This is a genomic window from Vibrio sp. 05-20-BW147, from assembly GCF_013369385.1.
Classification (GTDB): domain Bacteria; phylum Pseudomonadota; class Gammaproteobacteria; order Enterobacterales; family Vibrionaceae; genus Vibrio; species Vibrio floridensis.
Window position 1 is genome coordinate 205,233 of the sequence record NZ_SZTO01000007.1, and the last position, 24,807, is coordinate 230,039.

The 24,807-nt window shown below is 46.2% G+C and carries 24 protein-coding genes; 11 read left to right on the plus strand and 13 right to left on the minus strand.

Annotated elements, in window-relative coordinates:
- Positions 1-36: 36 nt before the first annotated feature.
- The 3 genes from FC652_RS08520 to FC652_RS08530 all read right to left on the minus strand — a co-directional run bounded on the left by FC652_RS08520 (position 37) and on the right by FC652_RS08530 (position 2,621).
- Positions 37-999 (minus strand): AraC family transcriptional regulator, encoded by a 963-nt coding sequence (locus FC652_RS08520; RefSeq protein WP_176298233.1) that lies wholly within the window; start codon positions 997-999, stop codon positions 37-39.
- Between the two features lie 271 nt (positions 1,000-1,270).
- Positions 1,271-2,026, minus strand: coding sequence for a hypothetical protein (locus FC652_RS08525; RefSeq protein WP_176298234.1), 756 nt, complete (start codon positions 2,024-2,026; stop codon positions 1,271-1,273).
- A gap of 169 nt (positions 2,027-2,195) precedes the next feature.
- Positions 2,196-2,621 (minus strand): N-acetyltransferase, encoded by a 426-nt coding sequence (locus FC652_RS08530; protein ID WP_176298235.1) that lies wholly within the window; start codon positions 2,619-2,621, stop codon positions 2,196-2,198.
- Positions 2,622-3,026: 405 nt separating this feature from the next.
- Here FC652_RS08530 and rnk point away from each other — a divergent pair, with 405 nt between their 5' ends.
- Positions 3,027-3,434 carry a nucleoside diphosphate kinase regulator gene (gene rnk / locus FC652_RS08535; protein WP_011081559.1) on the plus strand — a complete coding sequence of 136 codons (408 nt, stop codon included), beginning with the start codon at positions 3,027-3,029 and terminating at the stop codon, positions 3,432-3,434.
- A gap of 263 nt (positions 3,435-3,697) precedes the next feature.
- Positions 3,698-4,219, plus strand: a complete 522-nt coding sequence (locus FC652_RS08540) for an RNA methyltransferase (RefSeq protein WP_176298236.1) — start codon at positions 3,698-3,700, stop codon at positions 4,217-4,219.
- A gap of 155 nt (positions 4,220-4,374) precedes the next feature.
- Here FC652_RS08540 and FC652_RS08545 read toward each other — a convergent pair whose 3' ends face one another.
- Positions 4,375-6,183: a hypothetical protein gene (locus FC652_RS08545; RefSeq protein WP_176298237.1), complete on the minus strand. Its 1,809-nt coding sequence runs from the start codon at positions 6,181-6,183 to the stop codon at positions 4,375-4,377.
- A gap of 229 nt (positions 6,184-6,412) precedes the next feature.
- A complete protein-coding gene (locus tag FC652_RS08550; RefSeq protein ID WP_011081644.1) occupies positions 6,413-7,459 on the minus strand; it encodes a GMP reductase in 1,047 nt (348 codons plus the stop codon).
- Positions 7,460-7,961: 502 nt separating this feature from the next.
- On the opposite strand from FC652_RS08550, the gene FC652_RS08555 reads away from it, so the two are divergent.
- Positions 7,962-8,513: an outer membrane beta-barrel protein gene (locus FC652_RS08555; protein WP_176298238.1), complete on the plus strand. Its 552-nt coding sequence runs from the start codon at positions 7,962-7,964 to the stop codon at positions 8,511-8,513.
- Between the two features lie 115 nt (positions 8,514-8,628).
- Here FC652_RS08555 and FC652_RS08560 read toward each other — a convergent pair whose 3' ends face one another.
- Positions 8,629-9,732 (minus strand): 1-acyl-sn-glycerol-3-phosphate acyltransferase, encoded by a 1,104-nt coding sequence (locus FC652_RS08560; protein WP_176298239.1) that lies wholly within the window; start codon positions 9,730-9,732, stop codon positions 8,629-8,631.
- A 230-nt stretch (positions 9,733-9,962) separates the two neighbouring features.
- On the opposite strand from FC652_RS08560, the gene FC652_RS08565 reads away from it, so the two are divergent.
- Complete coding sequence (locus FC652_RS08565; protein WP_176298240.1) at positions 9,963-10,568, plus strand: AraC family transcriptional regulator; 606 nt, start codon at positions 9,963-9,965, stop codon at positions 10,566-10,568.
- A 61-nt stretch (positions 10,569-10,629) separates the two neighbouring features.
- Here FC652_RS08565 and FC652_RS08570 read toward each other — a convergent pair whose 3' ends face one another.
- Positions 10,630-11,109: a hypothetical protein gene (locus FC652_RS08570; protein WP_176298241.1), complete on the minus strand. Its 480-nt coding sequence runs from the start codon at positions 11,107-11,109 to the stop codon at positions 10,630-10,632.
- A gap of 20 nt (positions 11,110-11,129) precedes the next feature.
- Positions 11,130-11,654: a nicotinate-nicotinamide nucleotide adenylyltransferase gene (locus tag FC652_RS08575; protein WP_176298242.1), complete on the minus strand. Its 525-nt coding sequence runs from the start codon at positions 11,652-11,654 to the stop codon at positions 11,130-11,132.
- 149 nt (positions 11,655-11,803) lie between these two features.
- Here FC652_RS08575 and nadE point away from each other — a divergent pair, with 149 nt between their 5' ends.
- Positions 11,804-12,634 (plus strand): ammonia-dependent NAD(+) synthetase, encoded by an 831-nt coding sequence (nadE, locus tag FC652_RS08580; RefSeq protein WP_176298243.1) that lies wholly within the window; start codon positions 11,804-11,806, stop codon positions 12,632-12,634.
- A 112-nt stretch (positions 12,635-12,746) separates the two neighbouring features.
- On the opposite strand, the gene FC652_RS08585 is transcribed toward nadE, so the two are convergent.
- On the minus strand, positions 12,747-14,567 hold the full coding sequence (locus FC652_RS08585; RefSeq protein ID WP_176298244.1) for a hybrid-cluster NAD(P)-dependent oxidoreductase: 1,821 nt from the start codon (positions 14,565-14,567) through the stop codon (positions 12,747-12,749).
- Positions 14,568-14,824: 257 nt separating this feature from the next.
- Here FC652_RS08585 and pyrC point away from each other — a divergent pair, with 257 nt between their 5' ends.
- Both pyrC and FC652_RS08595 read left to right on the plus strand, forming a co-directional pair.
- Complete coding sequence (gene pyrC, locus FC652_RS08590; protein WP_176298245.1) at positions 14,825-15,853, plus strand: dihydroorotase; 1,029 nt, start codon at positions 14,825-14,827, stop codon at positions 15,851-15,853.
- Between the two features lie 132 nt (positions 15,854-15,985).
- The gene (locus FC652_RS08595; protein ID WP_176298246.1) at positions 15,986-17,149 is read left to right on the plus strand and encodes a GGDEF domain-containing protein; all 1,164 of its coding nucleotides are present in this window, start codon (positions 15,986-15,988) and stop codon (positions 17,147-17,149) included.
- A 3-nt stretch (positions 17,150-17,152) separates the two neighbouring features.
- Here FC652_RS08595 and FC652_RS08600 read toward each other — a convergent pair whose 3' ends face one another.
- A complete protein-coding gene (locus tag FC652_RS08600) occupies positions 17,153-18,064 on the minus strand; it encodes a DUF808 domain-containing protein (RefSeq protein WP_176298247.1) in 912 nt (303 codons plus the stop codon).
- A gap of 172 nt (positions 18,065-18,236) precedes the next feature.
- On the opposite strand from FC652_RS08600, the gene FC652_RS08605 reads away from it, so the two are divergent.
- Complete coding sequence (locus tag FC652_RS08605; protein ID WP_176298248.1) at positions 18,237-19,154, plus strand: M14 family metallocarboxypeptidase; 918 nt, start codon at positions 18,237-18,239, stop codon at positions 19,152-19,154.
- Here the strand turns inward: FC652_RS08605 and FC652_RS08610 are convergent.
- A complete protein-coding gene (locus FC652_RS08610) occupies positions 19,149-19,937 on the minus strand; it encodes a helix-turn-helix domain-containing protein (RefSeq protein WP_026050763.1) in 789 nt (262 codons plus the stop codon). The two genes, FC652_RS08605 and FC652_RS08610, sit on opposite strands and share 6 nt — an antisense overlap.
- A gap of 99 nt (positions 19,938-20,036) precedes the next feature.
- Here FC652_RS08610 and FC652_RS08615 point away from each other — a divergent pair, with 99 nt between their 5' ends.
- The 3 genes from FC652_RS08615 (at position 20,037) to FC652_RS08625 (ending at position 21,929) form a co-directional block, all read left to right on the plus strand.
- Positions 20,037-20,945, plus strand: coding sequence for a DMT family transporter (locus FC652_RS08615; protein WP_039450173.1), 909 nt, complete (start codon positions 20,037-20,039; stop codon positions 20,943-20,945).
- Positions 20,946-21,058: 113 nt separating this feature from the next.
- Positions 21,059-21,544, plus strand: coding sequence for an acyl-CoA thioesterase (locus FC652_RS08620; protein WP_176298249.1), 486 nt, complete (start codon positions 21,059-21,061; stop codon positions 21,542-21,544).
- A 139-nt stretch (positions 21,545-21,683) separates the two neighbouring features.
- Positions 21,684-21,929, plus strand: a complete 246-nt coding sequence (locus FC652_RS08625; protein WP_011082434.1) for a hypothetical protein — start codon at positions 21,684-21,686, stop codon at positions 21,927-21,929.
- A gap of 366 nt (positions 21,930-22,295) precedes the next feature.
- Here FC652_RS08625 and malG read toward each other — a convergent pair whose 3' ends face one another.
- Positions 22,296-23,186, minus strand: a complete 891-nt coding sequence (gene malG, locus FC652_RS08630; RefSeq protein ID WP_011082433.1) for a maltose ABC transporter permease MalG — start codon at positions 23,184-23,186, stop codon at positions 22,296-22,298.
- 18 nt (positions 23,187-23,204) lie between these two features.
- A complete protein-coding gene (gene malF / locus FC652_RS08635; RefSeq protein WP_176298250.1) occupies positions 23,205-24,776 on the minus strand; it encodes a maltose ABC transporter permease MalF in 1,572 nt (523 codons plus the stop codon).
- Between the last annotated feature and the right edge of the window lie 31 nt (positions 24,777-24,807).

Genomic DNA, 24,807 nt, shown 5'->3' on the forward strand with positions numbered 1-24,807 from the left:
ATGTAACCAAAGAGAGTCGAAAGCGCGTAGTTCATACTACGCGCTTTCTTTATTGCGGGTACGATACTGTGCAGGAGTAACACCAGTCCAACGACGAAAAGCACGATTAAAGTTAGACAGATCGTTATAACCACAACACCACGCCACTTCTTCCGAGGTCATCTTTTCTTCCAAAAGCTGTTTTGCCGTCTCGACCCTCGCCTCATCCCGAAGTGCTTTTAATGACAGGCCCTTCTCCGCCAGTTTTCGCTGCAACGTTCGTGAGGACATATGAAGAAAACCAGCAAACCAATCGACAGTAAACCACGGCAATATTGCGTACGTATGGGACAAACGCTTAATTCGCTCAACCCAATCAACCTCATTTGTCGTCAATGAAATGGGTTGATACTCCTTATCAAGCTCGATCTTAATAGCACCGAACGGATGTTCAAAACTGAAGCGTGTATTGGAGAACTCAAAAGGAAGTCCTTGTGCCAGGTGTTTCGAAAAGCTCATATAGACGTGCTCTGGAACCCATTCTTTACCCAAAAATAGGCGACACATTGAGAGCAAAGCGTATGAACGAAACCACTCTGTTTGATCAAAACCGAGCGTCGAAGGATGATAGGCGCCACGATGGCAGAGATACCAATCCCCATGAATTTGCTCCACCCAAATAACCACGTGGCTGCTCAGCTCTGGGATCATTTGTATCACGGTTTCTATCGCTTGCGACAAATCACCACAACGGCGGATATTACTCTCTAGAGAAGGCGAGATTTGAGATAAAGTAATCAGCTTCCCGACTTCCAATCCGACTTTCTTATTCGAGTGTCGAACCATCGCCATAAGAAACGACATTAACTGTTGAGAAGAGAGCCACACTTGGCGAGACTCGATATCATGTGGAATTTGATATTGATCGGCGACCGCTTTCCAGTCAATGCTGTTTTTCTCAAAATACCGGATAAATGGCAGCAAATTGCTCGAGCTGGTCGTATTAATGTTGTGCGACATGATTGCTCATCCTTGGCGTAAACTGACCTAATGGTAGAAGATTTACAGCCAATCTTCAAATCGCTAAAAGCTCTGCAGAGAAAGAGAATGTCGTAGACCACGGCATTGAAAAGGTATTGCGGAAGTCATCAGTGTGTCTTCACCTGTGCGATAGCAAAAACAACACAGGAGTTAAGATATTGGAAATTAAGTGGGAGTGAGGGTGAAAGGGATCGCTAACAAGAAGAAAACAACATGGGAAGCATCCTTGCTTCGGGGAAAGTTAGAAAGATTAGAAATACACTTTATAGAAGGCCCACGCTACCGTGTCATCGATGTGGATCGTTTTCTGACTCGATTCCATCTGACCATAAGTGTTCTCAAGTTTAAACTGCCCCCAGCGTTTACCATCTGCAGAAAGCGGGGTACCGAGTGTTAACGACGTCTTCAAGGTTGATGTCTCGATGCTGCCGTCCATGTAGGTGTATTCTGGCGAGAACATGAGATAGGTACCATCCGCACCTGGCTTCCAAGAAAGGTACCCAGCTGCCATCCCCCCCATGATATCGCTATCGTTTTCTCCCATCATTCTACTGAAATTTTCGTCATACTGACCCACCAAAGCTCCGACACGGCCAAACATCACAACATCTTTCACACCGGGGTTAAACATCGCAACGGCACCGGCTGCGAGAGTGGTAAAGTTTGCATTATCAATAAGATCGAGAGAAGCTGCCACTCGTGGAACGTGAGGATAAGGTAAGTTAAATACATGAAAATACTGTAGACGGCTATCTTTGTATTTTCCTTCTTGGTCCATGGTGCCTTCCAACGTTCCCATGGCCATCTGGCCGTTATCAAGACCAAAACCCAGCGAAGCCGACAACTTTACATCCCCTTGGTTATTCATGCCGATGTATCCAGAGGTGCTCACCGCTGTCAGATCTGAAGGATCGACTTTTGGTTCATGATCATCATTGGCGTAAGCCGTTGAAACACACAACGCCAAGAGTGATGCCGTAAAAAGAGGGCTCGCAAAACGTTTCATAAAGTTCTCCTGTATCAAAACTGTGGAGAACTATAAGGTGACTCACAACCAAACATTAGGTCATTTCGCGCCAACATAGAGGTCGTTTTACGCCAAAGAAAATCACCGACCAATTTAATTCTTGTCTACGCTAACCTTTCTTTTTGTTCTTACAAAAAGCAATCGCTCATCACTTCGCCATCCTTTTCCTTAAACCAATTCGGCTATACCCCGCAGGGAAATCATCAAAACGCGTGAATTCTTCAAATCCCAAACTTTGATAAAACTGTGGAGCCTGCCAACTTTGTGTCCAGAGCCACAAGCCAGATAGTGAACATTGTTTCGCGTACTCCTCGGCTTGAGCCATCAGCTTTTTGCCCATGCCCGTCCCTCGGCATGTCTCATCAACCCAAAGCTCATCAATGTAGAGCCAATCCCAAAGTAAGTCTGCCGTTAACACTGCAATGAGGTTGCCCTGCTCATCCTCCACCGTCCAATTAAAACGTTCTTTTTGGTAAGGCGGTGCCAAATGCGTTTCACTGTGAGATTCAAACCCAGCACTGAGTTGACGCTGCTTACCTTCACCTAAAGGACCTGTCGTGAAATCAATCTTCATCTTTTTCTCGTTTCTGTTTACCCGTTATGCTGAGCGCAGAGTATCGCACGGCAGCCGATGAAACCTTTAATTTTATTAATACCCAAACTACTTGGAGTTGTAGGTAGGCGGCAAGTGAGTTCATCTCCTTGAGCATAGACAGGCTATGTGATTAGAGGGAAGGAACGAAGCCAACAGCGCGACAGCTTCAAGTAGGAAGGGGGTATCACACTGTTAACTCAATTTGTTTGCCTCACCACCTCCCACTTTCATGTATGAAAACAACCGAAACATAGAAAACTTCATTCATATTGATTAGAATGGCACGACAAATTTGTGTTACTCCCATTGAGAAGCACAACAATCTGGATTTTTCTATGCCGCCCTGACTTTTGTTGGGGCGGTATTGCGTTTAGGAGGAATAAAATGTCCAACACTGAATCGATCTGCGTATCAACGCTAGACATGGATCGTATTAGCGCACTTCTTGAAAAGATGGCGAACTTATCACCAGAATTGGAGAAGCTGGAAAATGAGTTAGATAGAGCCAACGTGCTCGCACCACAACAAATGCCCGACAACATCGTTACCATGAACTCAACGGTGCGTTTTACGTTTGTCGGCAGTGACAAAGTCATGGAGAAAACATTAGTCTACCCAGACCAAGTTCGTAACCCAGATGACGTTTCTATTTTTGCCCCAGTTGGCAGCGCGTTACTTGGCCTTTCTGTCGGCCAGCAGCTCACATGGCCAATGCCCGGCGGCGCAGAAAAAACCATCGAAATTCTCGAAGTGACTTACCAACCAGAGCGCATGGGCGAATTTCATTTGTAATGCTTAAGACAAGAGCCGCAAAAGCGGCTCTTAATGGTAATGGTGTATGATTTTCGAGGTATCACAATACCTTTCTTGACCAAATGGCTGTTGTACCGCTTTCAGTTGAAAGAAGGCAAATTCGCATTGACGCTTTCATTGCTCCATCTTGAATCTCCCCTGAAGTGCATTCATCACTAGCGCTCCTGCCCCGTTAGAGCGATAATCCCGCCCTTTGTTAGCACCCAGCTCAACGATAGCAATACAGAAGTAGAAAGACAGCGATGACAACTGAGCCAACAGTCATAATTGGACTGCACAATCCCAAAAGCCCCACCAATGTCGGCGCAGTGATGCGCGCGGCAGGTTGCTACAACGCCACTCAGGTGCGCTACAACGGCACCCGTTATAGCCGAGCGGCAAGGTTTCAGACCGATACACAAAATAGTCATGAGCGGATTGATTTGCTGGAGATGGAAGACCTCACCGCCAGCCTTGACGGCGATGTCGAGATTGTTTGTGTCGAGTTGGTGGTTGGTGCCACTGCACTGCCGCATTTCACCCATCCTGAAAAAGCCATTTATCTGTTTGGCCCGGAAGATGGTTCACTGCCGCAAGAGGTGGTCGACAAAGCACATCATGTTGTTTACATCCCCACGCACGGTTGCATGAATCTCGCCGCAACTGTCAATGTGGTGATGTACGATCGCTTAGCAAAAACACTCGACTCGATAGACGACCACGCACAAGTTATCGCCAATCGCGATAACAAAAACCGTTTGCGAGTTAAAGAAAGCTGCGATTAGAAAACAAGTTTTACCAAGCTCTCGTGTGATAGGGTGTCACGACTTACTGACCAAATTTTGGACGATAAAAGAGCAGTAAAAAGCGGCGCGATTTTTAAATCGCGCCGCATTGAAGCTAACTATATGCAGAAGCCAATCACAAAACCTTCACTGTGTTAAGGCGCAACGAGTTTAGCTAAAAATGCACTGGCTCCAGCTTTTTGGCCCGCTAACCAGACACTTCCATCGTCTGCTTTCATTAGCCCACTAAAACGCTCGAGATCTGTAGGCGCAAAGTACTCTGCAATCACCTCGTTATTCGGCGTCGCTTCGGTGAGATACATGAGGCAATCACTGTAACAACTTTCTTTCGATTCTTCAGCGTATAGAAAGTTTCCGTTGTCTAACTTAACAACGCCCACCAATACGCGATAAGCATTATTGCTCTCGGTATACCACACAGGCTTAGGAACCGTTTGCTGCGCAGCCAAGTCCGTAGCTGTATCGATCGTGGTTGGAATTCGCTCCCCACAGCTGGTGTATAAGACGTTGTCATAGCTAAACATACGTTTGCAGGCGTCCATTTCTACAGGACTATAAGCTAAGGTTTTAACCGGATCCGATGTCAGATCGTTATTGGTAAAGCGTTCAACGAGTACTCTATTATTTTCACCCAGGGTACCGTTGTCATACCGTACATAGACTCTTTCATTACTCGCGGCCATACTCAGCGGTAAATAGCTTGCGTTAGCAAAATTGGCTTGACGCAATATGCTACCTGAAGTGATATCCACTTCATAGACGAGACGGTGATCTTGAATAAACAAGGTATCACCAGCCAAGGCAATATGACTTCCCTGAATAGCATCAATGGCAACAGGCACTGATGTAATCACTGACGCTCTCGGATCCACAAGGTTAGGTTGCATCGTTTTTACGAAGTAATCCTTGTACACATTTCCGCCATAACCAATCACAAAAATGATTTCACCGGTTGCTTCATCAATAAAGACATCACTCGTCTCATTGTCTGCTTCGTTGTTAATAGGAATCGTGATCGTCGGGCTGCCATCAACTGGCACGATATTGATTTCAGGGCTGCCATAAAGGTTACTCAACACCACGATCGCATTATAGTAGCTGCTGTATTTAACCTGATTTGGCCAACTCGATATGTAGCTGACAGCCTTAGCATCGCTGTATGTCGCTGTCGGTATTGTGGTCGCAACATAGCTCACATCTATTGCTACATTGTCCACGCAACCCATTGCTCCACAGAGCTCCATCGTATATCGATGCCCTGCATTCAATTCAGCATCGGTTCTTGAACTAAAACTGTCTTCTTTTACATTACATATCGCCTTGTCTCTCGCGTCATTGTATGTGCAATAGTTCTTCGACCAACCATCTTGACTAGTAAACGAAACAAGGTTGGATGAGTTTTGGCTAACACCCGTCACTGGGATTTCGATGACATATTCAGTGTCGGTTGGCGCGTCTCTTCGCGCTGTCACTTCAACCGATGTATTTACTGATTTGCTGATAGAAGGTGTCGTTATGTCAAACTTCACCTGGACATCAGTTGGCGAACCGACGACTTGCTTGGAACAACTTTGGTCATAGCAAAAGTACAAAGTGAGCCGTTCAGAAAATTCACTTGCCGCGTTGTTAAAAACGATCCCAGCATGTGGTGTTGATCCTATAAGATCGAGGTAAACATCACTAACATTTGTTGATTCAGCTTTGTCACTGCGTACGTATAAATAAATAACTTGCGTGGAACCGGGCAGCGTGACATTGAGGGGTATGTCGAGCCAATAGTGTGAATTCGACCCATCAGTGGTTATGGAAAAGCTTGTCTGTTCCACCGTGATTTTTCCGCCCGTATCTCCGGCTAAGTTGGAACCATCACTGCCTCCACCACCACCGCCGCCACAACCAGAAAGTGCTGCAATTAGCACTGATAATCCCCAAAAATGTTTCATGATTAATTCCTCGGATCATTAACTTAGCCAAAGAATGTACTGAAACACGCATGCACCACAATGAAATGACGTAATCGCAACTAATAGTGTCGAAGCACTTCACATCACAGAGGAAAAAATTACGAATAAAGAGGAGGTTACATGTTAAAAAACCTCATCTCTCAATTTTCTGACAAAAAAGAGCCGCAAAAAGCGGCTCTAGATAGTTTGTAATTTTCGAAGTGTCGGCTTACTTCTCTTTACCAAACACGTTGTTCTCTTGCTCAAGAACGCGGATGAACGTGGTGCGTTTGGTTAGCTCGCGAAGCTCGGCTGCGCCTACGTAAGTACAAGTTGAACGCACGCCACCAAGGATGTCTTGAATGGTGCCGTGAACACTGCCACGGTAAGGCAATAGTACGGTTTTTCCTTCCGCTGCTCGGTAGCCTGCAACCCCACCGGAATGCTTGTCCATCGCGCTCTTTGAAGACATGCCGTAGAATTTCATGTAGCTTTCGCCGTCTTTTAGCACGATTTCACCGCCTGATTCTTCGTGACCAGCGAGCATGCCGCCTAGCATCACGAAATCTGCACCGCCGCCGAAGGCTTTCGCTACATCGCCAGCACACGCACAGCCACCGTCACCGATAATACGGCCACCAAGACCGTGCGCAGCATCGGCACACTCAATGATGGCAGAAAGCTGAGGGTAACCAACGCCTGTTTTCACGCGAGTAGTACATACTGAACCTGGGCCGATACCCACTTTAACGATGTCTGCGCCAGCAAGGATCAACTCTTCCACCATATCGCCAGTAACGACGTTACCTGCTGAGATCACTTTGTCTGGGAACGCAGCGCGAACTTGCTGAACATATTGTACTAGGTGCTCTGAATAGCCGTTGGCGATATCGATACAGATGAAAATCAGCTCATCGGAAAGCGCCATGACATCTTTGGTTTTTTGGAAGTCAGCTTCCGATGTGCCGGTTGAAACCATCACTTTGTTCAAGGTTTCGCTGTCAGCGTCTTTGACGAAATCGGCCCAATCTTGAACGGTGTAGTGTTTGTGGATGGCGGTCATTACACCATGCTGAGAAAGTGCCTTCGCCATTTCGAAGCTGCCCACAGAGTCCATATTGGCGGCGATGACAGGCACGCCAGACCATTGACGACCACTATGTTTGAATGTAAACTCGCGGGTTAAATTTACTTGAGAACGGCTTTTCAGGGTAGAACGTTTCGGGCGAAACAGGACATCTTTAAAACCTAACTTAAGTTCTTGTTCGATACGCATTGTGTAATTCCTTGATTCATAACTTGTATGTGTCATCGCAGAGTGCGTAGTAACCAAGTTGGCAGACGAGGTTACTGTTCTTCGGACACAAAAAAACCGGAGCGTTGGCAGACGCTCCGGTTTTCAGCATTATAGGTCGCGATTTTTTTTCGACAAGTCTGATTTTTTAAATTTTTTTGTGCTACCATCGCAGAGATTCCATACCCACTCCCCCTGATTTCTCTCTTAATTTCTTTTTTATCTTTTAATTCATACCTTTAGTTAAGAAACCGTTCGCAAACGCTTGCGCAATGCTTTGGCTATTTGTTCACCCATGTCCGTTTTTTTCTCAAGATGTGACCTAAACGAGGTGGTCGCTGCCTATCAACCTTCTCACTTTTTTGTTAACCCTCCTAAACTTTTACTATGAAAAGCGGACTGTTTTTTGCTTAGTAAGGTATTAAGGAATAAACAAGGAACACTTTTGCCGCTCGGCAATTGAACAACAAAGGCAGTGTCGACTATGAAAAAACTCTCTGTAATTACGCTGACATTTTTGACTGCGCTTCCTTCTGCGGTCTATGCAAAAGGGGAAGTGGGTACCATGTACACTAACGTCGGCGCGACAATGGTGAACAATGGCAATCAACAAGAGCTCGCTTATTTTTTCCAAGTGGGTTACAACCATCGCATTACCGATTTCCTTTCTGCTGATGTGAGTTACAAAAAGGTGGAGACGGTCAACGGCAGTGTGGCGGCAAACTCAAAAGATTTTGTACAAACTTATGATGCTTATGGTTTGGGTTTAAGAGTCGATCAACACCTAGGCCCGCTGAGTGTTTACGGTAAGGCTGGGGCAAGTTATATCCAGTCAGAGCTTACCAAGTGGAATGCAATCACATCGACTGAGCAAACCACTACCGATGACAGCTTTAAACCTTATGCCAGTGCAGGGGTGAGCTTAGCCTCCCCATTTGACCAACGCTTAACGCTAGATGCTGCTGTCACTTACCAGATGCTACCGAATGATGAGCATGCAACCTCCGTCAGTGCGGGTGTTCGCTACTCCTTTTAGTCGCCAAAAGTAAGCGGCGATTTTTATTGTGAATAGTAAACTTCAAACACATGATGGGCAGGAAAAAACAATGCCAGCGATGGCGCTGGCATTGGTTGTTTACAGCGGGTTGATGCTACTTGTTATTACACGGGTTGGCATAGCTTGCAACCAGGTGATGCTGTGCTCCTTCCGGAAGCTGCTCAAGCTTCATTTTTAAAGACGCACGCACCGCTGGGGCTATCGAGTCATCATCATGACCAGCTGCTAGCTTATTGATCGGGTAAAGATGGTAGTTAGCATGGATTTGTCGGTCAATCTCTTCCGCTAACGCTTCTGGTGTCTCAAAATCACTTTCGATTAGATCACCAAACGCAACCTGCACACGACCTTTGTAGCCAACAATGCCTTGAATAATGCTTTCAATATCCTCAAATTCGCCTTTTTTATAGCTACCATTGCTCGCTTTTTCAAACAGCTCTTTCGCTTTGGCAATATCACAAGGATCATTTTCATACGAAATGGAAACAGGCACGATTTTGAGCGACTTCATGTAGTCTGCGAAGCTCACTTTTTGCTTGCGCCCTTCGACATGGAACATTTTCAAAATCGCTGGGTCAGTAAAATCATTACCATCCTTTGCTCGTCCTTCTTTTTGCGCAATCCAAATCGAGTTCCCTGTTTCAAGCGAATGCTTGATATAGGAAGAAAGTTGTCCAAGCACTTTCATCATTTCTCGTGGCGCTTTGACTGAACGTTTGACTATAAAGCTCTTGTTGAGCTTCATTAGCTCTGTTGCACAAGGTTTTTTTAGCAGATTGTCACCAATCGCGATACGCACTGTCTTGTGACCATGAGTGAACAAGCCATAGTTCACGAGCGCTGGGTCCATTGCGATATCACGGTGATTACAGATAAACAAATAGGCGCTCTGTTTATCTAGCTTCTCTAAACCGGTATAAGTTACCCCATCTGTTGTTGTTTTAAGTGTCTGTTCAAGATACTTCTTTACCACCTGCTGGATCGCTTCTACCGAATCTAGGCTACGCCATTTTCTTCTGAGATAGAATTTAAGGAATGGTGCGACAAGCCCCCTGAACCACGAAGCACTGTTGGGATAACGATGTTGTAATATTGCACTGATAAATTCATCATCGTGCACCAAACGTTCCAGTGCAGCAGGAATCTCGTCATCGTTGTAAGGGCGAATCTCTTTATAAGGATCAATGTTGTCTGTCATTATTTTTGTCATGTTGAAAAAAACTGGCACATTCTACGCATTGTTCGCGATACTCGCAGCTAACTTAGCCTTTGTTTTAACAAGGTCATACCAGTGAACTCACAAATATGACAAATTGTGCCTCAATTCTTTCCCTTTCTACGCAAGATAGCGCCATATCCTTCTCGCAATAGTTGGCTTTTGCGACGCTAGGCGGTAACCTTAGCGCCCCAAGATTTGAGGTACCCTACATGAACTACGCGATTGAGTTTAAACGCGAGACTTTTAGCCATTTAACTGCAATGGCGAGAAAACGCTCCTTAAAACACAAGTGGTTGCTTGTCCGCTCTGGTTTAGCATTAATCAAAATGGGCAAACACGAATTTGGCCTAGAAACGGGTCAATCATTCTGGATTCCTCAAAACAGCCTGTGTTCACTTACCCTACTGCCAGGCTCAACTCTTGATGGCTGCTCTATTTCGCTCCGTGTCGGTGAAAGATTCCCACAAAGCGCTGGATATATTACGTTGTCCCCCTTGGCTCTTGCACTTTTCGATGAACTCCCTAAACATCCAGCGCGCAGTGACGCACAGTTGGAGATACTCGCGGTATTGAAACGTGAAGCACTGCAGTTAAAGCCTGTGTTTGAACACACCCCACTCAGCGACAAACTAAGTGGTTGGACGCCCAATTCAGAAGCTCTTGATAGGGAACTGCATCTCGCATTATTAGCCAGAGAAGCACAAAAACGAGCTTTGTCGGGAGGAAAGAAAGCACAGATCGTCGAGGATTTTTTTGATGGAAATGAAGAACAATGCGACCTCATTTGCCAAATGCTGCTCGGGCAAACTCTCTAATTCCCTATTGAAAACAAAGACGCCAGCATTGAGCTGGCGTCTTTGTATGAAATCAAGTGTTCTAAAATGGGACTTCTATCTGCATCATAAGATCCGCTTCTTGGGCATCATGCCAACGATAGTCGAAACGCATTCTCGGCTCCCCCGCCTTTTTATCACCAAAGCCTAAGCTAAACATCACACCATGGCTCTTGAGCCACTCTTCTGTGGTCATTTTTGCAACTTGATTTTCTAATTCATCGGGTAACCAAAAACCAAGGCCAAAATGTTTATCGGAGAGACTTTGTGATAGCACTGGGTTATCTTTAGGCTTCATAGCCCATTCATCCCAATAGTCCTGACGCGATTCTACTTTTTCTTTATTCCACCAAGCTATTGCGTTATCTCGCAAAAAGCTCAACTTCTCTTCTAAGGTAGTACACACTTCAAATTCGTTGTCTGGCAGCATAATTGAACGCTCCTCTAGCAACGCACACGACGCAGCCGCTTGCCCGGCAAACAGCATTGATACGAAGCAACATAGGAGTGTTTTCTTAAGCATACTAGTCAGACCTCTTAGAACTAAGGAATTGTCTTATAGAACTGTTTATCGATCAATAATTTTCTCACGCTAGGTGTGGTTAAATGGGATATATCCCCATCCAGATCAATAGCTGTCCGAATATCTGTGCTTCGGATGAACACTTTTTCTGGACAGGCCATTACCGACCAAGTTTGTAAAATGTCTTCCGCACGGTAGAAATGAGCGAACTTAAAAAAATTATCTGGACCAATCACAAAGGTGATATCGGCTTCCGGATAGATTTCTTGAATCCGATTGAGTAGTGCGAACGTTGTGACACTTTCTCCGGGTTGGTACAACTCTTGCTCAAAACTTGAGCGTCGTACATTCAACAACGATAAATCTTGAATAAAGGCATCCAACAACATGCACCGCATTGGGTAATCGAGCATTTCTTTGCCCCAAGCATGGGCAATCGCAGGCTCTAAAAGCACTAGGTCAAAATGGGAAAGTGATTCGATAACACTACGGTGACCGAGACTAGGAGGATTAAAAGCGCTGCCAAATACGGCGATTTTCAACATAAATGGTATTTACTCGAGTCAGAGAGTTTTCTATTAAAACGAATCGGGTATGATACTACCAGTCACAGTAAATTTGTAATACCAGCCTTGATATTTGTGCCTTTGGCGACATTTAAGCTGGGTTTAGCTTGCAGGAAAAGGAACCCGAAATGGAACAACTCATCCGCGATGAAATGCGTGTGCTTCCAACCATCGACCCTCAATTTGAAATTGAACGCCGCGTCGCTTTCATCAAAAAGAAGCTGCTTGAATCAGGCTGTAAATCGCTTGTTCTTGGTATCAGTGGTGGCGTCGATTCAACCACGTGTGGCCGTCTCGCTCAGGTTGCTGTGGATCAACTCAACCAAGAATCGAACAGCAATACCTATCAGTTTGTCGCTGTTCGTTTGCCCTATGGCGAGCAAAAAGACGAAGAAGAAGCGCAACTTGCTCTATCGTTTATCCAACCAACGCATTCTGTTTCCGTCAACATTAAAGCCGGTGTCGATGGCTTACATGCGGCTTCTCATGTTGCGTTAGAGGGGACTGGTCTTATCCCACAAGATGCAGCCAAAGTCGACTTCGTTAAAGGTAACGTCAAAGCACGCGCTCGTATGGTGGCTCAGTATGAAATTGCTGGTTATGTGGGTGGCCTAGTACTCGGTACCGACCATTCTGCAGAAAACATCACGGGTTTTTACACCAAGTTCGGTGATGGCGCTTGCGACTTAGCCCCACTGTTTGGTTTGAGTAAACGTCAGGTTCGTCTTGTCGCAGAAACGCTTGGAGCACCAGAACTTTTGGTTAAAAAGGTACCGACGGCAGACCTAGAAGAGCTGGCACCACAAAAAGCCGATGAAGATGCGCTGAATCTGACCTACGAACAGATTGATGATTTCTTGGAAGGCAAACCCGTCTCTGAAGCCGTCAGTGCGCGTCTAGTGAGTATTTACAAAGCCACGCAACACAAACGCCAACCTATTCCTACTATCTACGATTAATCGAGTTTACGATTCACCAAGCTCCATGCGAAGTGAGCTTAGAAATCGAGATAAAACAATGACCTCGCTTAAAGCGAGGTCATTGTTTCTGGCTTACTTAATCTAAGCGTCGCTACAACGACTGAAAACGAACATCCGTTAAAGGCACGCAACAACATGCTAGCGCTTTACCCTCGCGTTTCTCTTGCTCAGTCAACGCAGGAACCTCAGGCTGATGAACTTGCCCACTGATGACGTTCACCTTGCACGCCCCACAAAAACCGGCTCGACAGCTATGCGCGATCGTCAAACCATGATTTTCAACGTGTTCAAGTAAGGTTTGCTGATTATCAGCCGTAAACGTCTCACCATTAAATTCCAGCTCAACCGTTTTGCGCTCACTGTTAGGCGACGTCGAGACACCAAACGCTTCTTGATGATAATGGCTTTCAGGCAGCCCTTTTTTCAGCAATAAATTCTTCGCCTTTTGCATAAAGCCATCGGGGCCGCACACAAAAACCTGACGAGATTCCACCGCCTTGATCTGTTTAAGATGCGATAAACTCAAGCGCCCTTTGAGACCAAACCAATCGATCGGTGCTTGAGTGAGCGAGATTTTAACCGTGAGCCCAGAATAGCGTGATTTCAGCGCATCAAGCTCCTCTTTACATGGGATATCTTCAACGGAGCGACATTGGTGATAGAACACCACATCCTCGACAAGATCATGATCCGCAAGATAGCGTAGCATCGACAACATGGGGGTTACGCCACTACCTGCCGAGAGCAGCAACAAAGGTTGATGTTTGTCCTCTTGAATATGGAACTGGCCTTGTGGGGATTGTGCAAGCAGCTCATCGCCTACCTCAAGATGATCAACCAGCCAATTTGACACTCGTCCACCATCGATGCGTTTGACGGAAATGGCGTATCTTCCTGGCCGAGAAGGGCTCGACGATAAGGTATAACGACGTGAAATGGTGTCACCATCAACGGTGATTTCTAGTGGCAAATGCTGCCCTGGCAAATACGCGGGTAGTTGCCCGTGCTCTGGTTCGAGCCAAAACGTCACGAAATCCCGTGCAATGGTCTCTTTTTCGACGCAGGTAAGGCGAATATCGTGACAAGCACTGTCCGGATAGACTTCTTTCTCTTTCACTTCCAACACCTCTACCCGGTCTCCCACTTGGATCATCCCTTCGTTCAGCGCGACTAAATTTTGTCCAAAAAAGACGCCACCTTGTTCATTGGCGCGAAACGTCAATAAGGTGTTCAGTGGTTCTTTATTGGCGCGAAACTGACCTTTCTCGACATCGACCGTGGTGAGAATGCAGCGCTCACAGGGCTTCACCGCTTCAAATATCACCTCACCAATGCGAATTTTTTTCCATCCATCTTCGGCAAACGCGTCGCAGTTGCTCACCACTAAGTTGGTGCGAAACTGATCCATCGAATGCGTTTCCGGGCTGCGTCGATTGAGTTCTTTTAGTGACGCATCGCTTATGACCAACAGTGGGTAACCATCCGCAAAACTGACATTGTGTCCGATCTTCTCACGGACTCGATTCGATTGCTCCCCAGAAAACAACAGCTCAACACGGATCCCCAGAATATCGCTAAACCAGTCGTCCGCTTCATCAGTGGTGGTGTAAGCGGTGAAATTGTCTTTCCACACTTGCGCCGGTGTTTCTTGTCGCTTGAAGTCTTGATACTTCAGCATCAGGGCGGGTTTGTCTGGGTAAGTGAAAACAATCCCATCAGCAACCAAAGCGGAGCGTATCGTCACCATTTGAGGATATTTACGTGCAGTGACCATTTCACCTAACGCCGTCGCGACCATAAATCGGCGATCGAAAGCAAGCCCTTGTTTTTCTACCCAAGCGGACGTTAAAGCGATTCCTCCAACGGATTTCACTGGATACACATTAATCTGTTGTAATGTGGCTGACGGCATCGAAACTTCCTTGTGAATTATGATTTATAAGATGCCATGATAGACAATTGAAGCGAGAGAGAAAACCACCAACTGATGAAATGCGTTATCTTTGCTCAGAAGGTTAGAGTATGAAAATTCAGCACATTTTTTACATCAAGAGAGAAATCGGGTGAAATAGATCACGCTTTCCTATATCATCCTGTCGCCTAAACGGAAGCGTTTGCTTTCTATTGTTTAGGCTCCTTTTGGATTCTTTTTCTATGGTGGGAGCAACAATGACAACACTTACTATTACTCGTCCTGATGATTGGCACGTACACTTGCGCGATGGCGAAGTTTTGGCAGATACCGTTCGCGATATCAGCCGTTACAATGGCCGCGCACTCATCATGCCAAACACTGTCCCACCCGTCACCACGACTGAAATGGCGCTTGCCTATCGCGATCGCATTCAAGCACATAACCAAACAAAACAATTTTCTCCGCTTATGTCACTGTATTTGACTGACAACACCACAGCGGATGAAGTGCGCAAAGCCAAGGCCAGCGGTGCAGTAGTCGCAGCAAAACTGTACCCAGCAGGCGCGACAACTAACTCCGATTCTGGCGTGACGGATGTAAAGAAAATTTATCCAGTCCTTCAAGCCATGCAAGAAGTAGGCATGTTGCTACTGGTACACGGCGAAGTGACCACACACGATGTGGACATCTTTGATCGCGAAAAAACCTTTTTAGACAATGTGTTGGCGCCGATTGTTCAAGACTTCCCTGATTTGAAAATTGTCCTCGAACACATCACCACCTCAGATGCGGTTGTGTTTGTGAAAAATGCCAATGAAAACGTTGCCGCAACCATTACCGCTCATCACCTGCTGTACAACCGCAATCATATGTTAGTGGGCGGCATCAAACCCCACTTCTACTGTTTGCCAATTCTTAAGCGCAACACCCACCAGCTTGCGTTGATCTCAGCAGCGACGAGCGGCAACAAGAAATTCTTCTTGGGCACGGACTCTGCACCACATGCCAAAGGCGCGAAAGAATCCGCTTGTGGTTGTGCGGGGTCTTACACGGCTCACGCCGCTGTGGAACTGTATGCAGAGGTGTTTGAGCAAGCGGGCAAGTTGGAAAATCTCGAAGCGTTTGCCAGCCATAACGGTCCAGATTTTTACGGTTTGCCTCGCAACCAAGACACAATTACGTTGGTAAAAGACGCATGGCCTGTTCCTGCTTCAATGCCATTTGGTGGTGATATTGTGGTGCCAATTCGCGCCAATGAACACGTTGAGTGGAAAGTGAAATAGTTTAATCATTCCATGTATTACCCTCCTCATAAAAAATGCCGCTGATTTCAGCGGCTTTTTTATGGTTTTGTGATTTCGTCATCTAAGCTAATACAAAGACACTAACAAGAATGACAACATCAACAGCGTGCTATGGATTTAGATCTTGATATCAAAACCTTATCTATCGTCACTGTGCTGATCTGCTCTGCTTATGGGATCGGCATTTTGATGTTGCAGTCAATTCAAAATAACATCAAAGGGTTACGAATTCTCGCTATCGCAGTTTTCGTTATTGCAGTGGGTTTCTTTACTCTTAGTTTTGGCAACAGCACTAGCCTGTGGTTTTCTAAAGTTTTCGCCAACAGTTTCATTTGCTTAGGCTTTACTCTGTTTGTCTCAAGCTTACTGAGATTCCGTTGCTCTCCGTCGTTGCCCGAAAAACTAACGCTATTCTTCTATCCAGTGTTGGTTTTCTGCTTGATTTACTTTACCGACTTTGAAAACTCAACCAACGCGAGAATCATCGCAGTCAGCCTCTATATTGCTTTTTGCAGTTTCTGCGCTGCATATGTTGTAAAAGAAGGAAAAAACGATGATCACCCTTTAGCCATCGCCTTACTCATTGCGGCATTTATGATCCTTGCACTGTGGATGTTAGCTCGGGTTTATATCACCTACATGAGCACGCAAATTACCGACTTTATGTTTGCAAGTAGCGTACATCAGTACTCTTTCCTTGCCATGATTTTGCTTATCCTTACGCTCGGCTTTACCTTCCCTTGGATGATCAACGCTCGCTTAATCGCCAATATTTATCAAACCTCTTTGCGAGATACACTCACCAATATTTATAACCGTAGAGCCTTAGAGGAGATGATTCCTCGGGAACTTTCACGCGCACAGCGGTTGAGGACACCGTTTTCGGTGATCATCTTAGATCTGGACCATTTCAAAAAAATTAACGACCGCTACGGTCATCAGATAGGCGATGTCACGCTGGCTGGCATTGGTCACCTATTGACCACCCAAATTCGCAAACAGGACATCTCTTTTCGTATTGGGGGAGAAGAATTTCTCGTTGTCTTGCCGGATACCACAATAGAAAGTGCGCACATCGTCGCGGAAAAGCTTAGACAAAAGGTGGCCGAACAACGTTTTACCCCAAAGCAACAAGAGCCTTGGACGGCGAGTTTTGGAGTAGCGCAGTTACTGGACAATGACGAATGGGATGAACTTTTAAAACGCGCTGATGCAGCCTTATACCTAGCAAAACGCAAAGGCCGCAACCGAGTTTGTGATGTCTCTGATATCTAACGCTCAGTGATGAGACTGAGTACGAAACTTACCGATAACACTCCACACAGCAACAACCAGTAACCCAGCGAGCAACCCGACTAACCCATTTAGTAAGGTAGGAATGATGGCGCTGACAATTGAGAGGTCCGATAAATTCATGATGATCGGTTCAATCCAATGATGAACCGCAGGGACGTTGTGCACAACAATGCCGCCACCCACCAAAAACATCGCCGCAGTGCCGACGACCGTTAGTACTTTCATCAGTTTTGGCGCAAATCGGATCAGAGCCTGGCCCATGCTATTGAGTGCTCCTTTGCCTTGCGATTTTCTCTCGAGATAGAAACCCAGGTCATCCAATTTAACAATGCCAGCCACCAAACCATACACACCAATGGTCATGGCCAACGCAATCAAACTCACCACCAACACTTGTGTCATGGTGCTCTGCCCCTGCACGGTGCCTAACGCAATGACGATGATTTCTGCTGACAAAATGAAATCAGTACGAATGGCACCTGCAATCTTTTGTTTTTCGTATTGCTCAATGTCCTCTATTACTCGCTCTGCACTGCTACTTTCGGTTTGGTGAGAAGAGTGGAACAGCTTTTCCAGTACCTTCTCCGCCCCTTCAAAGCACAAGAACAAACCACCCAACAGCAATAAAGGCATGATGAGCCAAGGAATAAAGGCACTGATAAGCAGCGCTGCCGGAACCAAAATGCATTTATTTTTGAACGAACCTTTCGCAACCGACCAGACAACCGGAATTTCTCTTTCTGCCGCCACACCCGACACTTGTTGGGCATTGAGCGCAAGGTCATCCCCTAGTACACCAGCGGTTTTTTTTGCCGCGACTTTCGACATCACCGCAACATCATCTAACACCGTTGCAATATCATCCAAAAGCGTTAATAGACTTGCTCCAGCCATAATTGATTTCTCATAGATAAACTCGAATCATTTCAAAATGTAACAGCGCTCTTCGGTGTCGCCAAGTGAATATTGTGCAAAAAATTGAGTAAGCCTAGCATTACGGTTGTATCTCAAGGTAACTCGATCTAACCTTGCGACATCATTTGCGCAGCCACCAATAGGGAATTCTATGAAGACGCATTCAACGTATCCAATCGGTATCGCCGGACAAAAATGGGGAGATGAGGAACGCCTCGCTTGGCGACAGCAAACCCACATAAAGCGTGAATATCAGCTTGAAGTTGTCCCTAAGATTCTTGCTTTGGCCGTAGAGTTTGAGCTTGAACAGTACGGCGCCCTCTCCTACGATCCCGCCCGCTATCCGCTTTACTGCTTAAAAACCAAAGCTTGGGATGAGAGTAAACCAACCGTATTGATCACCGGTGGCGTGCACGGTTACGAAACCAGTGGTGTGCATGGTGCTCTCAAATTTATGGCGACCGAAGCCACCCGATACGAGCCTTACTTCAACTTGGTTTGCACACCTTGCATCAGCCCTTGGGGTTACGAAACCATCAATCGCTGGAACCCAAATGCGGTTGACCCTAATCGTTCATTTTACGCAAAGAGTCCCGCCGAAGAGTCCGCCAGCCTGATGCGGTTAGTGGCCACTCTAGGCCCGATTTTGGTTCATTTTGATCTGCACGAAACCACTGACACCGATGAGAGCGAATTCCGTCCAGCACTCGCCGCTCGCGATGGCATCGACTATATCGAAGGGATGATCCCAGACGGCTTTTACACCGTCGCGGACACTGAGAATCCTCAGCCAGAATTCCAAGCTGCGGTGATTAAATCGGTATCGCGTGTCACGCATATTGCCCCTGCCGATGAGAACGGTGAAATCATCGGTTCTCCTGTCATTCAACACGGCGTCATTCACTACCCAATGGTGAAGCTGGGTTTATGTGGTGGCGTGGCTGGTTGTCAATTTGGCACCACGACAGAAGTGTACCCAGACAGCCCTAAAGTGACCGCACAAGAGTGTGATGATGCACAAGTTGCTGCGATCGTAGGCGGTCTAGACTACGTGATCACTCAGTTATAACAGGCGGTTTTTATATTGCTCCGGGGTTTGCCCGGAGTATTTTTTAAACATACTGATAAAAGGGCTGGCTTGGTTATAACCGAGCGTCAATGCCACTTCCTTCACCGTCTGCCCCTTGCGCAATAACTCCATCGAATAAAGATAACGCACGCGTAAACGCCACTCGGTAAAGCTCATTCCAAGTTCACTCTGACAGTGTCTGGCTAATGTTCGCTCAGTGGTATGCACTTTTTCTGCCCATTCTGACAAGCTCGTCGTGTCCGTCGGATTCTCTTCTACATGAGCCAAAATAGGGGCTAAGTATTTGTGATCGGATGATGGTAGAAAATGATGTTGGGTTTCTTTGGTTGCCAGTTGATCAAGCAGAACTTGCACCAATCGTTTATCCGACTCTTCGGTCGCCACGTTAATATCGCGCAGGCGAAAATCATCAATAATGGCCGACACAATCGGGGTGACCTGAATTAGACAAGTTTTCGCGGGAAATTTATCCGTCAGCTGTTTGGCAATATTGAGTGAACAATACTCCAATGGTCGTCGATTGAAACTGCGGTGCATAATACCGGGCGGTACCCAAATCGCCAGGTGAGGCGGCGCTAAAAAGCGGGTTCCTTGCGCTTCCATTTCTAAGATTCCACCACTGATCAATTGAACCTGACCCCAAGTGTGGCTGTGTTCACGTGTTTCGGTATTCGAGAGAAACTCTTCGAAATTCATAAACACATCAGATGGTGGAGTATCGATTGATAACGAGGGATGAAGATGTCGAGGGGACTTTTTCAAACTTGTCTTCCTATCACGCGCAATGTCTTTTAAGAGATACTTGTAATTATAACGACCTGACAAACTATCTGACAACTGTCATTCTGCGAGTAAGTTCTCATGGTTTATCTGCTTCCACTTTTTACTGTTCTTATTTGGGGCGGCAACTCCATTGTTAATAAGTTGGCAGCATCGGCTATTGAGCCGAGTGCGATGAGCTTTTATCGTTGGTTTGTGGCCATGGCGATTCTTACCCCATTTTGCCTACCTCATGTGATTCGCCAATGGCAGCAGATAAAACCGTACCTCAGTAAACTCGCGTTTTTGGCAACGTTAGGCATGGTGTTAAACCAATCTTTAGGTTACTACGCGGGCTTAACCACCAGCGCGTCTAACATGTCGTTGATCACCTCATTGGTCCCTTTGATCAGTGTCTTTCTCAGTGTGCCTCTTTTGGGCAAACGAGTGTCTGCTCTTAGCCTTATCGGTGGTGCAATTTCACTGTTTGGTTTGGCCTACATGCTTGGCCAAGGTGATGTGGCCTTCTTTATTGAACAACCCGTCACGCAAGGGGATGGACTGATGGTGCTTGCCGCGATTGTCTATGCCGCCTACTGCGTGTTATTGAAACGCTGGAAAATGCCATTTTCCAATTGGACACTGATTTACATGCAAGGTCTGTTTGCTGTTGCCATGCTCACACCATTGTGGCTGACCAGCGAGCAGTTGCTACCTAGCGCAGAAGCTCTGCCTTTGATCTTTTATGCGGGCGTCGCGGCCTCCATTCTCGCACCTTGGATGTGGGTCAAAGCCATCGACAGCATTGGCGCAGAATCCAGCGCAATGTTCATGAATTTGCTTCCGGTCGTCGCAGTGGCTTTAGCGACAAGTATGCTGGGAGAGCAGGTACACCTTTACCACTTTGTTGGTGGGTTATTGGTGATCTTCGGTGTGATTCTTTCGCAACTGAAACCTCGTAAGAAAGCGGCCATGGTTCAGTCGGAAGTCACCTCCGCGACCATTTCATAATTCGTTGTCATGCGTAACAAGCACACCTTAGCGTCTATACGCTAAACTCATTGCTAATAAGTAACATTTTTGTTATCAAATAAGCACAATAATGACATGTTAAGGATTGGCATATGAGTCGTGGTCAACGCAGTATTACTCTGCGCTTTCTCGCAGAACCTGGGGATGTGAATTTTGGTGGAAAGGTCCACGGCGGCGCCGTAATGAAGTGGATCGACTTAGCCGCCTACGCCTGCTCTGCAGCTTGGAGTGGCAAGTACTGTATTACTGCCTACGCGGGTGGCATTCGTTTCGTTGCACCGATACATGTGGGTAACTTGGTTGAAGTCAGCGCCAAGGTGATTTACACAGGGACAACCTCGATGCACATTGCCATTGATGTGCAGGCCAGCGATCCCAAAGATCTCAAAAACCGACTCACCACCCATTGCATTGTTATCATGGTCGCTGTTGATGAAAATGGCCAACCTACCCCCATTCAAAAATGGATTCCTGAAACCGACGAAGATAAAGCGCTCGAGCAATCTGCGATTCGCTTGATGAACATGCGCAAAGAAATCGGTGAAGAGATGGAAGCGCACGTCAAATACCTCAAGTAGCCACCCCACCATCGAGCGTGTGACCTAAGCTAAGGGCTCACGCTCGTCTGTTTCGACATCATTCCAACATCAAAACGTCATAAAAGCGTCATTTTGGTTTGTTTTAATCGCTCAACTGAAATGAGCAAGAGACAACACATTGAAACTAAGGGAAACCACATTAAGTGAAAGCACACTGGCCAATCTCAAGTCGGTTGAATATCAGTGGGTGCGCACCATGTATGTGGAAGGATACGCCAGTGACGAAATCAATCACTATATCCAGGCCTGTTTTGGTGGCGATGTGACGTTCGCCGATCTTTTCCGTCGAGTCGCTCTGCAACAAGAAAGCCTCTATACCCTCTTGCAATACCTTGGCTGCGCACCTTCGAGCAAAGAGTTTTGATCCAGTACAGACCTCGCTACAAGCCACTTCATCATCGACAATTATTTTTGTGAACTGATACGCATCAGGCCCCATCTCAACTATGCGACTAAAGTTGAAATGGTTACTCTGCTTCTGTCCTTTGTACATACTATCAAGACAAAAACATCAGATACAAAAAAGCCTGAGGACAAACTCAGGCAATTGGTTACAAACACTGTTAGTGATAATCGTAAGGAACAAAGCTAACAGCCAGCTATGCGTAACGCCATGATACTTTCTATTACTAGATCGGCGGCCAAACCAAATGGGTAATAAAAAGTAATAAAACGAGCGACCTGATACGGTCGCTCTTATTCTTATCCTTAAGTTAATCGCGAGAAGAGATTAACCTTTAACACCACCGGCAGTCAAACCACCTACTAACCAGCGTTGTGCAAGTAAGAATACGATGGTAATTGGCAATGCTGAAAGCACCGCTGCTGCTGCAAAGTCACCCCACAGATAGTTTTGAGGGTAGAGATACTGCTGCATACCAACCGCTAATGTATAAGAGTTTACATCAGAAAGTAGCAAAGATGCCACAGGAACTTCACCTACCACACCAATAAACGACAGAATAAACACCACCGCAAGAATCGGCACAGACAAAGGTAGAAGTACTAAGCGGAATGCCTGCCATGGTGTAGCACCATCCAATGCAGCTGCTTCTTCTAACGAATTATCGATGGTCTCAAAGTAGCCCTTAATCGTCCAAACATGCAGTGCGATACCACCAAGGTAAGAGAAGATCAAACCACCGTGCGTATTCAAACCAAGGAACGGAATATACTGACCAAGTTTGTCAAACAAAGCATAAAGTGCCACTAGCGCCAATACTGCTGGGAACATTTGGAAAATCATCATCGCTTTTAGGATAGTCTCCTTACCTTTAAAGCGTAGACGCGCAAATGCGTAAGCCGATGTCGTTGAAAGCGCAACAATCAGAATCGATGTAATACCTGCTACTTTTACCGAGTTCCATAACCAAGTGAGAACTGGGAATGGCGGTGGAGTAACAGAGCCATCTGCATTAGTGACTGAGAAACCAAGAGCCAGCTTCCAGTGCTCCAATGACGGGTTGTCTGGAATTAAACTGCCTGTTGCAAAGTTACCCTCGCGGAACGAGATTGCTACGATCATCAACAAAGGGAAGATGATCATCGATAAGAAGGCCCATAATGCAATATGGGTTGCCCATACGCGGTATTTAAGTGATTTACCTTGTACCATTGCCATGTTGTATGCTCCTTACCCTTAGTTCTGAGACAGCTTAGTGAAACGCAGGTTAAGTAGAGCCAGCGCGCCAACCAGTAGGAAAATCAGTGTTGCGATAGCACTTGCCAAACCGAAGTCTTGGCCGCCGCCACCTTCAAACGCAATGCGGTAGGTGTAGCTCACCAACAGGTCGGTGTAACCCGCAGGCTCTGAAGTACCAATCATGTTTGGACCACCTTGCGTCAACAACTGGATCATGACGAAGTTGTTGAAGTTAAATGCAAAGCTCGCAATGAGCAGTGGAGTCAACGGCTTAATCATCAGTGGCAACGTCACGCGAGTGAAGTTTTGCACAAAATTGGCGCCATCAATCGCTGAGGCTTCGTATAAGTCCTCTGGAATCGCTTTCAACAAGCCCATACAAAGGATCATCATGTAAGGGAAACCAAGCCAAGTGTTCACAATCAGTACCATGCTTTTTGCCATGATTGGATCAGAGAACCAACTTGGGCTGATGCCAAACAGCGCATTTAGCACCATGTTGATCTCACCAAAGCTTTGGTTAAACAGACCTTTAAAGATCAAGATTGAAATAAACGCAGGAACCGCATAAGGCAGAATCAGCAATACACGATAAATAGCACGGCCTTTTAACTCTTCCCATTGCACGACACTCGCCAGCACCAAGCCAATGATGAGCGTAAGCACAACGGTGAGAATTGAGAAAACCACCGTCCAGATAAAGATACTGATGAAAGGCTCTTTGATGCCGTCATCTTTCCAAACACGTTCAAAGTTATCGGTACCAATTTGCACTACAAAGCCGGGAGAGACGGTGTTGCCAACAAAGTTGCCTGCCTCATCCATCGCTTGGTAAAAACCCACGTCCATATTGGGCTTAAGCAGTTCACCAGTCTGATTATTCTTCAGCGTTTCGCCATCCGCTTGCATGGTGTAAAGAGGCACTACGCCAGCAAACTTGCGTAAGCCACTCATGCGAATGTCATCACCATTAGCAAAGTGCAAATCGATGCTGCTCAGTGCGGTACGGTTGCTAACAATAGTCTTGATCGGCTCTTCCGTGCCTGTCACCGAATCGACCGGTGAAAGGTCTAGATCACTGATGGCGCTGCCAAGGACAAACTCAGGTGTCGACAGTAAGACATCGCCATCTTTAATAACAATACGGTGACCAGAATCGGTTTTATACAGAGTAAACGGATAGCTTTCACCACTTTGGAAAGTACGGTCCAAAAGCACGCTTTGCGCACGATCGAGAGAAAGCTGGTTTTTAGCGCTGTAGTTGGTAAACGCAAGACCAACGGTGTATGCCAAAGGGAAGAGGATGAACAAAATCATCCCGGCAATACCCGGATAAATGTAGCGATGAGCGTAAGTTTTTTTACTACCAAACACATACAACGCCAACGCAGTAAGAATCACAGTAAGCATTGCAAAAGCAACCTCACCGCGAGAATACATTAGAATCGTTGCATAACCATTAATAAGACCGACCGTGCCAAGAAGCGCCCATTTAATAAACACTTTTTTGCTGCCCGGCAGGCTGGCTGCTGGAGCTGTCATAGCATCTGTACCTTGAACTGACTGCATAGGGAACCTGCTAGCGATATATAGAAAAGAA

Coding starts and splice junctions, on each gene's coding strand:
- FC652_RS08520 (WP_176298233.1), bottom strand. CDS start 999: ATGTCGCACAACATTAATACGACCAGCTCGAGCAATTTGCTGCCATTT.
- FC652_RS08525 (WP_176298234.1), bottom strand. CDS start 2,026: ATGAAACGTTTTGCGAGCCCTCTTTTTACGGCATCACTCTTGGCGTTG.
- FC652_RS08530 (WP_176298235.1), bottom strand. CDS start 2,621: ATGAAGATTGATTTCACGACAGGTCCTTTAGGTGAAGGTAAGCAGCGT.
- rnk (WP_011081559.1), top strand. CDS start 3,027: ATGTCCAACACTGAATCGATCTGCGTATCAACGCTAGACATGGATCGT.
- FC652_RS08540 (WP_176298236.1), top strand. CDS start 3,698: ATGACAACTGAGCCAACAGTCATAATTGGACTGCACAATCCCAAAAGC.
- FC652_RS08545 (WP_176298237.1), bottom strand. CDS start 6,183: ATGAAACATTTTTGGGGATTATCAGTGCTAATTGCAGCACTTTCTGGT.
- FC652_RS08550 (WP_011081644.1), bottom strand. CDS start 7,459: ATGCGTATCGAACAAGAACTTAAGTTAGGTTTTAAAGATGTCCTGTTT.
- FC652_RS08555 (WP_176298238.1), top strand. CDS start 7,962: ATGAAAAAACTCTCTGTAATTACGCTGACATTTTTGACTGCGCTTCCT.
- FC652_RS08560 (WP_176298239.1), bottom strand. CDS start 9,732: ATGACAGACAACATTGATCCTTATAAAGAGATTCGCCCTTACAACGAT.
- FC652_RS08565 (WP_176298240.1), top strand. CDS start 9,963: ATGAACTACGCGATTGAGTTTAAACGCGAGACTTTTAGCCATTTAACT.
- FC652_RS08570 (WP_176298241.1), bottom strand. CDS start 11,109: ATGCTTAAGAAAACACTCCTATGTTGCTTCGTATCAATGCTGTTTGCC.
- FC652_RS08575 (WP_176298242.1), bottom strand. CDS start 11,654: ATGTTGAAAATCGCCGTATTTGGCAGCGCTTTTAATCCTCCTAGTCTC.
- nadE (WP_176298243.1), top strand. CDS start 11,804: ATGGAACAACTCATCCGCGATGAAATGCGTGTGCTTCCAACCATCGAC.
- FC652_RS08585 (WP_176298244.1), bottom strand. CDS start 14,567: ATGCCGTCAGCCACATTACAACAGATTAATGTGTATCCAGTGAAATCC.
- pyrC (WP_176298245.1), top strand. CDS start 14,825: ATGACAACACTTACTATTACTCGTCCTGATGATTGGCACGTACACTTG.
- FC652_RS08595 (WP_176298246.1), top strand. CDS start 15,986: ATGGATTTAGATCTTGATATCAAAACCTTATCTATCGTCACTGTGCTG.
- FC652_RS08600 (WP_176298247.1), bottom strand. CDS start 18,064: ATGGCTGGAGCAAGTCTATTAACGCTTTTGGATGATATTGCAACGGTG.
- FC652_RS08605 (WP_176298248.1), top strand. CDS start 18,237: ATGAAGACGCATTCAACGTATCCAATCGGTATCGCCGGACAAAAATGG.
- FC652_RS08615 (WP_039450173.1), top strand. CDS start 20,037: ATGGTTTATCTGCTTCCACTTTTTACTGTTCTTATTTGGGGCGGCAAC.
- FC652_RS08620 (WP_176298249.1), top strand. CDS start 21,059: ATGAGTCGTGGTCAACGCAGTATTACTCTGCGCTTTCTCGCAGAACCT.
- malG (WP_011082433.1), bottom strand. CDS start 23,186: ATGGCAATGGTACAAGGTAAATCACTTAAATACCGCGTATGGGCAACC.
- malF (WP_176298250.1), bottom strand. CDS start 24,776: ATGCAGTCAGTTCAAGGTACAGATGCTATGACAGCTCCAGCAGCCAGC.